Source organism: Silvanigrella paludirubra, from assembly GCF_009208775.1.
Lineage (GTDB): Bacteria > Bdellovibrionota_B > Oligoflexia > Silvanigrellales > Silvanigrellaceae > Silvanigrella > Silvanigrella paludirubra.
The window spans coordinates 773,608-784,863 of record NZ_WFLM01000002.1 but is presented as its reverse complement, the minus strand read 5'-3'; the positions used below and the strand labels follow the sequence as shown (position 1 = coordinate 784,863).

11 protein-coding genes, 1 rRNA gene and 1 riboswitch are annotated in these 11,256 nt (G+C 27.2%); of the genes, 5 read left to right on the top strand and 7 right to left on the bottom strand.

The annotated features are described in order from the left end of the window. Positions 1-84, top strand: a 5S ribosomal RNA gene (gene rrf / locus GCL60_RS07525); the annotation flags it as partial. A gap of 430 nt (positions 85-514) precedes the next feature. Further along, positions 515-1,117, top strand: coding sequence for a hypothetical protein (locus tag GCL60_RS07520; RefSeq protein WP_153419810.1), 603 nt, complete (start codon positions 515-517; stop codon positions 1,115-1,117). An 8-nt stretch (positions 1,118-1,125) separates the two neighbouring features. On the opposite strand, the gene GCL60_RS07515 is transcribed toward GCL60_RS07520, so the two are convergent. The 5 genes from GCL60_RS07515 to GCL60_RS07495 form a co-directional block, all read right to left on the bottom strand. Beyond that, a complete protein-coding gene (locus GCL60_RS07515; protein ID WP_153419808.1) occupies positions 1,126-1,446 on the bottom strand; it encodes a hypothetical protein in 321 nt (106 codons plus the stop codon). Between the two features lie 118 nt (positions 1,447-1,564). Next, on the bottom strand, positions 1,565-3,952 hold the full coding sequence (locus GCL60_RS07510) for a TSCPD domain-containing protein (RefSeq protein ID WP_153419806.1): 2,388 nt from the start codon (positions 3,950-3,952) through the stop codon (positions 1,565-1,567). Between the two features lie 124 nt (positions 3,953-4,076). Then, positions 4,077-4,472, bottom strand: coding sequence for an acyl-CoA thioesterase (locus GCL60_RS07505; RefSeq protein ID WP_153419804.1), 396 nt, complete (start codon positions 4,470-4,472; stop codon positions 4,077-4,079). Between the two features lie 24 nt (positions 4,473-4,496). Further along, positions 4,497-4,594, bottom strand: a riboswitch (adenosylcobalamin-variant (AdoCbl-variant) riboswitch). Between the two features lie 33 nt (positions 4,595-4,627). Beyond that, entirely contained in the window at positions 4,628-5,746 is a 1,119-nt protein-coding gene (locus GCL60_RS07500; protein WP_161998123.1) for a glycosyltransferase family 9 protein, read from the bottom strand. A 1-nt stretch (position 5,747) separates the two neighbouring features. Then, a complete protein-coding gene (locus tag GCL60_RS07495; protein WP_161998122.1) occupies positions 5,748-6,197 on the bottom strand; it encodes a hypothetical protein in 450 nt (149 codons plus the stop codon). Between the two features lie 187 nt (positions 6,198-6,384). Here GCL60_RS07495 and GCL60_RS07490 point away from each other — a divergent pair, with 187 nt between their 5' ends. Further along, positions 6,385-7,170, top strand: a complete 786-nt coding sequence (locus GCL60_RS07490; RefSeq protein ID WP_153419796.1) for a segregation and condensation protein A — start codon at positions 6,385-6,387, stop codon at positions 7,168-7,170. Here GCL60_RS07490 and GCL60_RS07485 read toward each other — a convergent pair. Beyond that, the gene (locus GCL60_RS07485) at positions 7,139-8,197 is read right to left on the bottom strand and encodes a hypothetical protein (RefSeq protein ID WP_153419794.1); all 1,059 of its coding nucleotides are present in this window, start codon (positions 8,195-8,197) and stop codon (positions 7,139-7,141) included. The genes GCL60_RS07490 and GCL60_RS07485 overlap by 32 nt on opposite strands. 312 nt (positions 8,198-8,509) lie before the next feature. On the opposite strand from GCL60_RS07485, the gene rplM reads away from it, so the two are divergent. Together rplM and rpsI are read left to right on the top strand one after the other, a co-directional pair. After that, positions 8,510-8,953 (top strand): 50S ribosomal protein L13, encoded by a 444-nt coding sequence (gene rplM, locus GCL60_RS07480; RefSeq protein WP_153419792.1) that lies wholly within the window; start codon positions 8,510-8,512, stop codon positions 8,951-8,953. Between the two features lie 27 nt (positions 8,954-8,980). Continuing rightward, on the top strand, positions 8,981-9,376 hold the full coding sequence (gene rpsI / locus GCL60_RS07475) for a 30S ribosomal protein S9 (protein WP_153419790.1): 396 nt from the start codon (positions 8,981-8,983) through the stop codon (positions 9,374-9,376). Positions 9,377-9,468: 92 nt separating this feature from the next. Here rpsI and GCL60_RS07470 read toward each other — a convergent pair whose 3' ends face one another. After that, a complete protein-coding gene (locus GCL60_RS07470) occupies positions 9,469-11,223 on the bottom strand; it encodes a hypothetical protein (RefSeq protein ID WP_153419788.1) in 1,755 nt (584 codons plus the stop codon). Between the last annotated feature and the right edge of the window lie 33 nt (positions 11,224-11,256).

The window sequence follows — 11,256 nt, the reverse complement described above, 5'->3', positions numbered from 1 at the left end:
ATCCCATTCCGAACTCCGAAGTCAAGCCCGCCTGCGGCAATGGTACTGCACCCTTAGGTGTGGGAGAGTAGCTCTGCGCAGCCTTTTAATCTTAAATCCCACTTCAATAGAAGTGGGATTTTTTTTTTCGTCTATTTTTCTGCCTTATTCTCTTTCCATCTCTAGGAATTGTTCTAATTTTGAATCATTATTTTTCTTCTTTTAAAAGAAGAAAAATAATGATTTATGTTTAAGTTTTTTTACAAAATATGAATATGTTTTAATAATATATATTTTCTTTAAATGCATATCTCGTAAACATTTCATTATTAATAATTTTTTTGTTGTATATAATATTTTTTTATAAATAATGCTTTTTATTTTGTCATCATTAGTAAAATTCACTTTATAAAAATTATTTTTATTTACTTTTATAAGAGAAAGGTATGGCACAAAAAATGCTTAAAGACTTTAGTTACAGAAATGGTTTAAATGTAACAAGAGTAAAATCTTTAGTCTGAAAGAATTGGTGCTTATGAAAAAGTTTAAGTATTCTGTTTCAGTTGCAAAAAAGATATTTATTGGAATTTCTTTTATTTCAATTTCTAATATTTATGCATCTTATATTACAGATCCTGTATTTGACAAATCAAATAAATTAGTTGTTTTCTGTAAACCTTATAAAATATTCTTTAATTCAAAAGCTCAAAGTTCAAATAAATTTTTGACCTACTCAACATGGTGGTTAAATAGATATGACTATTTGGTAAAAGGAGATGAATCTAATGCCGCTATTGTCGTATTTGAGCCTAAGGGGTTTATTTGCAAGAATAATGAATTACTGATGGAGGAAGATGCAGATAATGAGCCATTGATATCAAATTACGATCTTCTTCAAAAAATGACTAAATTAAAAATAAAATTTCAAAAATCAAGTGACTATGATGATTATAAGTATTTAAAAGTAAGTTATTTAGGTTACTATTATCTTTCATATAATGCAGATCTAATTAGTTTAAATGAATTAAATGGCAAATTAAGATGTTCAGAAAATAGTAACCCTAGTTGGTGTTATCAAGGAAAATCTTCTGATGAAAAAATCCCAATTTTTGAAAATATTGCTTTTGATCCAATGTAATATGAAAATTAACATTCTTTTTTAAGGCATTGGTCACAGCATTTGCATATAAGAATAAATCTTAAATTTTGATTTACATAATATGATCCTTCTTTATAAAATAAATTATTTTTTAAAGAAGTCTTATCTGAGTTGCTTAAAATATTATCTTGATCCTTAATAATAGATATTTTTCCTTCTTTTAAAAACTTAATAACTTCTTCGGAATCTAAAATGTTATAATTTGGTTTGTTAATACATGATTTATAACATTTAGTGCACTTATTTTCTGCGGCATGTGAATAAAAATTTAAAAGTATCAGAACTATGGCAAAAATATATTTAAACAATATTTTTATCCTTTAGATGTTGTTTGTTAGTATTTTTTAATAATCGGAAAATTTAGAATGATACAATTTTAAGTAAGATGAAAAATTTATCCTTAATGTCAAAAAATAATTAATATTATTAGCAGCGGCTCCAACCACATTCATTACAAACAATACAATTAGATTGATGAATTAAAGAGTCCTTTTGGCAGCTAGGGCAGTTTTCACCATGTAATTTACTTCCATCTTCTATATATTTTTTAAGAACTCTACTGATTGCTTTAGCAAAGGTTGTCATATCTCCTTCAGATTTTACCAGCTGTTGTACTATAAATCTAATATCTACGTGATGTCTTAAATTTAAAGAGACAAGCCTTGTCATAGCGCTTTCTGATCCATCATTTTTAAATGATTTTTTTATATCTAATTTTATTTCTTTATCCTTATTTTTTAAAACTAAAAAATAATTTCTTTTTTCATTTTTAAATATTTTTCCTTTTGTATAAATAGAAGGATTAAAATTTTTATGAAGAAGACCACAAAATACTTCATAGGGGCTATTATCAATTAATCCTACAAGTACAATCCATTTTTGACCTGATACATTTGTCTGATGAATGTCACATATAACTTCTTGGGGTCTTTTAAAAGAAACAAGTTTACTTAATTTATTTTTATTATTATCTGAAATATGATTTAGAATGCCTTCTCTACTTTTATCTCTGTAAACTGTGACAGATTTAAGTTCATATTCCCAAGATTTAAAATATATTTCAAGAATATCTTTGACTGTAGCCGATTCAGGAAGGTTATAAGTAACTGAAATTCCACTATCAATATATTTATACAATTCTGACATTAATTTAATTTTATTTATTGGATTGATATTTTTTTTAGGATTTTTATTCCATGCTGCAAAAACCCACTCTTCGGATTGAATCATTTCATCAATATTTTTCTTTGTAACTTTTAACTTTTTTCTTTTTAACTCATTTAATACACAATTATCATAAATAACATGTGTTCTGTATTCACCAGTTACTGCTCTTTCTTTTCGTTCATAGTAGGGAGAAAAAGAGGGTTCGCAACCATTCCCTCCTGTTCCAACAACCATAGAAAGTGTTCCTGTTGGTGCAACTGATAGACAACATACATGTCTCATGAATTCAAAATCATTTAATTTTAAATTTGTTAATTCACAAAGTCTTTTGATAAATGGGCTTTGTGTGAACCATTCTTTTTTAAATTCAGTAAAACTTCCTCTTTCTTTTCCTAACTCAATTGATGTTCGATAAGCGGATTCTGAAAAAACACTCATTATTATTTTTATTATTTCGATACTTTTTTCTGATCCATAAATTATTTTATTTTTTATAAACCAATCATATAATCCAGTGAATCCTAAACCTATTCTTGTCATTTCTTTTAATTTTTGTCTTTGAATGGGGTGAGGAGATCTTTTTTCCTCATACTCAGCAAGCATTACATTATCTAAAAAACGAATACCAAATGAAACTCTTTCTACTAACCAATCTTTCCAATTTTCATGATATAGAGGCATATTATAAAAATTTATAGATGCTAATACACAAGTATTAAATGGATCTAACTTTTGTTCTGAACATCCATTTGTTGATACAATATGAAATTTTTTATTAGGATGATAATTGCTATTTGACCAATATTCACTATTATCCCAAAATTCAATTCCAGGTTCCCCAGTTTTCCAAGCCTGATAAGCAATCTTTTGAAATAAATTTTTTGCATTTATTTGTTTCGTTATTTCTATATTTGGGCCTGACGAGTCATTATCAAATAACTTTTCTCCTACAAAAACCTCATTATTTAATCGTTTCCATTTTAATTCAATATTTTTATTTTTTTCTACACAATTCATAAAATGGGAGTCAATTTTTAGGGATATATTTTGAGAAGTTAGTTTAGTAATATCTGATTTACATGAAATAAATTCTTCACTGTCAGGATGATAAATCCATATATCTGGTTTAGTTGCTCCTCGGCGATTTTCTGCACCAATCACTTGCATTGAAGCATCATAATTTATAAGAAAGCTAACAGCACCGGTACTATACTTAGCACAATTATTCGTTTTAGCCCCTCTTGGTCTTAATCCAGAAATATCAATTCCATTCCCTTGTCCATAGGAAGCAATACGGCTCCAATTCATTAATGATTCTCCAAAAATATTTTCGATAGAATCTTTAACAGGGGCCTGTGTAGTGCAATTTACAAAAGATACTTTAGAACTTGGATTTCCTGCGGCTCTCCATATTCCACCTGCTGGGCTAAAATCTTTATTTGAAATAAATTGTATTGATTTTTGTTTCATTTCAGCAAATTTATTTTTATCGTATTTGTTTACTTCATGAGCAACACGATAAATAGCATCTTGAAAATTTTCTTTGTATACTTTATTTTTATTAGGCTCTGTTAATTCTAGACAATATTTACTTTCAAGAATATTTTTATATAATTCAGACATAAATTCATATTTAGTATGACTCATTTTTTGCTTCTTTATTTTTAAGATACAAGAATATAAGTTCAAATTATTATATTAATATTTTTCTTTTGATTCAATCTTTAAAATAAAAAAAGTGGAATAGCTAAAAGTTTGGAAAATAATAAAATTAAATTACTTGGGTTGTTTTGCCATTTTCATTGATAGCTACCATTGAAAACGTACCACTAACAGCTAATTCTCTTTTTTTCGTATACATATGTTCAATAAAAATTTGAACTTGAACTTTTAAACTTTTATTACCAACATGAGTTACAATTCCGTGAATATCGGCAAATGACCCTGCTGGAATTGGTTTTTGAAAATCAGTTTTATCTAAAGAAACCGTAACCATTTTTTTTCGAGAGAATCTTGTTGCTGTAATAAAAGCAACTTCATCCATCCAATTTAATGCGGTTCCTCCAAATAATGTATTGTAATGATTTGTGGTTTCTGGAAAAACACATTTAATCATTCGTGTTTCCGATTGATCAATATTTTCTTGAAAATCTTGAGATCTGTCCATGAGTAACCCCTTGCTCGAGAGTGAATTCTTGTAGGTAATCGGGCTTTCATAAAAAAAAATAATGATTACCGTTGCGGCACAGCGCTGGATTTTCACCAGACTTCCCCTACAAGAATAGGTACAGTATCTATAAAAAAAGCATTATGCAAATTAGACTAATTTTTTGTTTTTAAATTTAAGATATGATTAAATATATTTAAAGTATCAATATCTTGAAGACATTTTAGATTTTTAAATCGGCAAAATCCTTTTCCATGTCTAGAACAAGGGCTGCAAGATAAATTCATATATTCAATAGATATTTTTTCATAAATTGGAACAAAACCAAATAAAGGTGAGGTTGCACCAAATAATACACTTGCAGGAATTTTGAAGACATCGGCCCCATGAGCAGCAAAGGAGTCGTTTGTAACAATATATTTTGAATTGGAAATAATATTCAAAGTTTGATCTAATGTTGTTTTGTTTACTAAATTTATAATTCTAGTTTGTTGAGGATAATCTAAATATTCTCCAAGGTAAATTTCGTTTGTCAATCCACAAATAATAATATGGTAATTTGTTTGATTTACTATTTTTTGAATCAATTCGCGAAACTTTTCTTTAGGCCATGTTTTTATAAACCCACTAGCTCCAGGAAATATGGCTATATAATCGAATTTATTGTTAAAAAAAGAATTATTATTTTGTAAAATAATGTGGTTTTTATTTAATTTTTCATATGAATTTTTATCTTTTAATATAATATTTTTAATAAGTTTTTCTTGGATTTCATGAATTCTATTAAATTTTAATTTATTATCTTTTACTTTCTGTTTAAAAGAAAAATAAGATAAAATCACTAATAAAATACGATATAAAGTCATTTTGGATATAAAATATTTTTTTTCAAATTTAATATTAAGTTCATTTGAAATGAATTTTAAAGCTCTCTTACTTCGGGATGTTTTTTGTAAATCAACATATAAATGTTTTTTTAATGTTTTTAAACTATTTATATTTTCTAAAAAACTTTTTTCATTAACTTCATTACCTTTAAAATAATATAAATTTTTTTTTCCTTTTTGATGACAAATAAAAGCTTGTAGTCCATTTATTCGAAGAGCTATGTCTTTTGTGCTATGTGAAGTTATAAATACGGGAAAGTAACCATTTATTATTAATTTTACAATAGTATGGCTTGAGATTATTACATCTCCAATTGCACTGAGCCTGGTAATAAAAATAATTCTTTCAAATGTATTATCTGTAATATGTTCTTTTATATTATTCATTTTATCCATTTTTTTTCATAGCTGAAAATATAAATAAGGAAGACCATATAGCCATTGTTAAAATATAAAATATTCCTCCAATTGCAGAAATAGCAGATATAAGAGAAATTTTTCCTGTGATATCAGGAAAAAAAGCTTCTAAAATAATTCCAAAACCAAAAATAGGAATAGATACTAAATTTGTTAAAATAATCATTTTTATTTTTTTTTCTGAAATCATATTTTTAATGTGTGGAATTGATAATCCAATTAAAATCGTTGTAATACCCATAGAATTCATATGAGCATGCGCTGAACGTAACAATGTTCTTTGCCAGATCATAAATTCTGAGGGTGTAACCGCTGTTGAGTTTAAGAGTTTTACTTCAGCACCTAAAATACTTCCGAAAATACACCAAGAGAAAATCCAAAAAAAACCAATACCAATTAAAAATAATTTATATTTTTGCAATGAATTCACCTCATTCATGTAACTTGCAATATTATCGTGCAACTAAAACTCTAAATTGCGACAAAAATAATTTACTATGCCTCAAAAGACTTTACACCTTCGTCGACAGAGGTTTAATCCTCAATTACGATCATTTAGTAGCAAAATGATTGCTCGGATGAAATCGTTTTACAACTGGTAGAGATCAATGCACCTTAGATTAGAAAACTTTGATGGTCCTTTGGATCTTCTTCTGCACTTAATTAAAGCGCAGGAGTTGAATATCTTTAATATCCCAATTTTTATTATAACGGAACAATACCTTAGTTTTTTAAGGCAGGTACCTGAACTCGACTTCTTAACTGCTGGTGAATATTTAGCAATGGCAGCCCAGCTGATTGAAATCAAAGCAAATTTATTAGTCCCTGTTTTGCAAAATAACTCTCATTTAGAACCAGAGTCTTTAGATCAGGTTTCTGAAGAAGATCCTCGTAAGGTGTTGATTGAACAATTAATGGAATTTGAAGCCTTAAAAAAGGCTTCTGAAGTTTTACAATCCCTAAATGCAACGGCACAGGATATATTTCCTTCTGGGGAGTATAAAAGAAGGGATGAAGAAATCTCAGCATTTGAGCACCCAATCAAGGGAAATCCTTTTGATTTAATTATTTCTTTGGAACGTGTTTTGTTAAAGTTTTCAAATCAATCCACACCCAAGGTCATTGTTCGTGCTCAAAAAATTACTATTCAACAAAAAATGGAAATGATTAAAAAGAAATTAGAAGAACTTGAAAATGTAACCTTAAAAGTTCTAATTATGGACTGCTTATCTAGATATGAATTGATTGTTGTCATTATGGCTGTTCTAGAGCTTTGTAAAGCGAATCATGTGAATTTGTTTCAAAGTGCCATGTTTTCTGAAGTAGAGTTAACAAAAGGTATAAAATTTTATGAAGACACTTCTACTCTTCAAGATATTGAAGCGCAGATTTAATATATTCTCTATAGGCAACACTTAATGGGTACTCTGTATCATTTAGACGCATTTCTAAACGAGCTCTAGTTATATTATCTTTAGATATTGAATTATTTATGTTGTGTATTTCTTCATCAATTAGTTCATTTAAGCAGATATTATTTTCCATGTGATTATGTAATTTATCTTTTAAATATTTAATATTTTCTATGGATTCATTTTTTCTTGATAATTGATAGGATAATCTTTCAATAAAAAGTAGATTTTCATAATATTTATTTTCAAAATTAATTTCATTTTTGTGATTGACTTGATTTTTTATTATTAAATTAACTAATTTAGATAAAAAAATAGATTTATTATAAATATCATTTATATCATTATCTAAAATAGATTCTTTTATTGAAAGTAAGTTTAGTTTAAAGTTTTCATCTTTAAGATTTAAAAAATAAAAATAAGAATTAGATAGAGCTTCTAGCTTATTCAATAGTGAATAAAAGCCAAATTTAATAGAATCTTCTTGCCAGAAAGTAAGTGGTGCAAATAAATTTTCTTTGTTTAAAGATAAATTAGATAACGCAATTTTTTCTACTTCAGCAAAAACATAGTCTAAATTAATATCAATATTTATATCTTTTTCTATTTGTTCTAATAATATTAAAGCTCGAGAGCATTTAACAGTAGAAGAAGGTATTTGATTTATAGTATTAATCCCTTTTTTAGCATTTAAAATTAAAATAGATTTAATTTCTTTATTTAATTCCATGTAAGTTTCATTAAAATCTTTAAATAATAAATAACTTAAATATTGTCTTGCTAAAGGAACTCCTAAGGAAAAATCGAATTCTTCAATTAATTTTCTAATTAAATTTAAATTGGAATCATCTGGTTTTATGGATTTTGCATGAATGAAATCAATAAATTGGGATTCGCCTCCATCTATAAGATTGTATGACGCTTTTACAATGAAATTCAGGCAAGAAAGGTAAGGCGAGACTTTCACTGAATGATTTATTGAGTTATTTAAATTTTCACTGTTGACCACGACTAAACTTCCCGTTATAAAGCACCAACTGCGGCAAATTTTTGCGCAAGGAGTAATGCTATTGTTAAGTGGCTAATGCTACTGAACTATATTCTACTCTGAATGCTAGGTTGTGTCACTGCTTCTACAGGAACTCCACGCCTTTTGGGATGTGTGGCATAAGTAGTTATGTTTTTGAATAATTTTAGTTACTTGCGTTGTGAAACGCCCCATATAGCTAAAAAAGTTTGAAACAGGGCATACTCGCAGAGAATGAATTATAACTACAAGAATTTATTAATAAATTCTGTCTTTGTTTTGTGGAGATCTAATATGAAAACTTATTCTGCCAAAGCTTCTGAAATTCAGAAGAAATGGTTTATTGTTGATGCTGAAGGTAAAACTCTTGGACGTTTAGCAACTCAAATTGCTTATGTTCTGCGCGGCAAGCACAAGCCAACTTTCACGCCTCATATGGACATGGGTGATAACGTTATTGTTATTAATGCTGAGAAAGTAGTTCTTTCTTCAAATAAAGAGCTTACTAAGCTTTACCACCGTCACACAGGCTTTTTTGGCGGTCTTAAAACCCAAACTGCTGCTGAAATTCGCGCTTCTCAACCAGAGCGTTTATTAGAGCTAGCTGTTAAGGGAATGCTTCCACACAATCGTTTGGGTAATGAGTGCTACCGTCACCTTAAAGTATATGCTGGCGCTGAGCATCCACATACTGCTCAAAATCCGGAAGCATTACCAGAGCGTACACTTAAAAACTAATAAGCGATTTAAATGAGGGAGCCTAAAATGGCAGTTAAATATGTATCTGGCGTAGGTAAACGTAAAACATCTATCGCTCGTGTTTATTTGGTAAGAGATGGCAAAGGTGCTATCACAATCAATCACCGCACTCTTGAAGATTATTTCAAGCGTCCAACTTCACGCATGGTTGTTGAGCAACCTTTAAATCTTACTCAAACTTTAGGTAAGGTTGATATCCGCGTTACTGTTGTTGGTGGTGGTCTTTCTGGTCAAGCGGGAGCAATCCGTCATGGTATTACTCATGCGCTTCTTAACATGAACCCAGAATTCCGTTCTATTCTTAAGGCTTCTAGTCTTATTACTCGTGATGCGCGCATCAAAGAGCGTAAAAAATATGGTTTACGTTCTGCTCGTGCTCGTTTCCAATTCTCCAAGCGTTAAGAATCTCTTTTGCTTCTTTGCTCAAAAAGCGCCCTTGCAAATTTTTTGCAAGGGCGCTTTTTTATAGTACAAGTATCTCATTAAATCTATTTTTATGAATTCATTGTTGATTTAAATTTGTTAATATTTTCAAGAGTTGTTTTTAAATGATGGTTTAAAGTAGTTTTAAATAAACTCTCTATATTAATTAGTTTATGTTTTTTTGAGCTTATTTCTATTTTTTTATAAGCTTGTTGAACAATATTAAACATTTCATTAGGCATTAAGTTTTTATTAGATTCCAGATTATATACCATTTCTTTTATATATTTTATTTTATCCGCCCTTAATTTACTTCCTTCTCCTATTAATTGTTTAAAGTCATTGAAAAATAGAAATCCATGGCTAGTTTTTTTATTTAAATATTTTTTTTCTTTAATGGAAAAATAATTTTTATATAATGAAATTGTATAGTTTAAAAAATTTTGAAAAGAATAATTTTTTTGATTGTTTATATTGTTATGGTAAGTCTGAATATCTTGTTTTCTTTTAGGGATTAATTTTCTTAAATTTTTCTGCAATAAATTATTAAATATTGGATCAAATTTATCAATATAAAAATTTACCATCTCTTTATCGCTTGAATAAAAGAAATGAATATCATTTAATTTTGATTTTTGAGATTTTAATTTGATTTCATAGTAATAATTTTCAGTATTAATACCGCGCGGCAATTTTAAACTTACATCAAAAAAGTCTAATTTTTTAAGCTCATTACAAAGATAAATTTCCATATGGCTTCCTTTATCTATGTTGCCTAAGTCTAGGTTATTCATGTAATTTTGTGCAATAGCTATTTGGGGGCTAAAATAATCACTTGCAGTATTTAATCTTGATGTTAAAGTATCTTGTCTACTTTTTGATATTTTTATAAAAATATGATTAATATCGTTAATTAATTCATTTATGGAAATATTAATTAAATTTTCTGGCATATATTTACATTTTTTCTCTATTTCGTAAAATCCATTATTAAATATTACAGAGAAAAATGGGTTTAAATTTTCTGTTAATTTATCTAAAAAAAATTTGTTTTTTGTTAATTGATTTATATTTGTTTCTTGGTTATTTGCTTTGATTTTATATTTAATTTTTGTTAAAACTATTTTTGAAAGATTTTTTACAGCCTGTTTTTTAGAGTTTTCTAGGTGTTTAATTTGATTTGTAATAGCAGATTCTATAGAATTAAGAATAGAAATGATTATATTTATTTTTTCCAATTTTTTTTCTTCAATTTCATCATGAATATCACAGTGTTTTTTTAAATCTTGAAAAGATTCTTGATTCAGAAATTCATTAAAATATTTAAATTGAAAATAAATTAAAAAAACTATGATTGAATTTAATTCATCAATATTTCTTATTTCTTTTTTCATGAAATAAAAGAATTTTATAAATGAATTATTTATACATTCCTGAGAAATATCGGGGTCTTCATTTTCCCAAAAAAGAGATAATAAAAACTTGTTAATATTATTAAAATTTTCCTCCCAATTTTTAAATAAATCATTTTCTTTTAGTTTTTTTAAATATTCAAAGTGATATTTATTGTAGTTTTGAATGCTTAATTTTATTTTATTTAAATTTTCTGTTTTGTTGTCGTTTTCTAGTTCTTTTCTGCTTTTTTGAATGAATTGAGAAAATTCATTTTTAATTTTATTAGCTTGACTTTCAAGTTCTAAAATTTTGTCTATTGATTCTTTGCATAAGTCTTCAAAAATTAAATTATCTTTAAAAAGATTAAAGAATGTATTTATATCTTTTTTATATATTCCTATGAAATTATAATTTCCTAAATTTATTTCCATATAATCTTCCATAATTATTGTTTGATATTTTTG

Excerpts from the sequence above, each read along its gene's own strand:
- GCL60_RS07520 (WP_153419810.1), top strand. The coding sequence starts at position 515 with ATGAAAAAGTTTAAGTATTCTGTTTCAGTTGCAAAAAAGATATTTATT.
- GCL60_RS07510 (WP_153419806.1), bottom strand. The coding sequence starts at position 3,952 with ATGAGTCATACTAAATATGAATTTATGTCTGAATTATATAAAAATATT.
- GCL60_RS07505 (WP_153419804.1), bottom strand. The coding sequence starts at position 4,472 with ATGGACAGATCTCAAGATTTTCAAGAAAATATTGATCAATCGGAAACA.
- GCL60_RS07500 (WP_161998123.1), bottom strand. The coding sequence starts at position 5,746 with ATGAATAATATAAAAGAACATATTACAGATAATACATTTGAAAGAATT.
- GCL60_RS07490 (WP_153419796.1), top strand. The coding sequence starts at position 6,385 with ATGCACCTTAGATTAGAAAACTTTGATGGTCCTTTGGATCTTCTTCTG.
- rplM (WP_153419792.1), top strand. The coding sequence starts at position 8,510 with ATGAAAACTTATTCTGCCAAAGCTTCTGAAATTCAGAAGAAATGGTTT.
- rpsI (WP_153419790.1), top strand. The coding sequence starts at position 8,981 with ATGGCAGTTAAATATGTATCTGGCGTAGGTAAACGTAAAACATCTATC.
- GCL60_RS07470 (WP_153419788.1), bottom strand. The coding sequence starts at position 11,223 with ATGGAAATAAATTTAGGAAATTATAATTTCATAGGAATATATAAAAAA.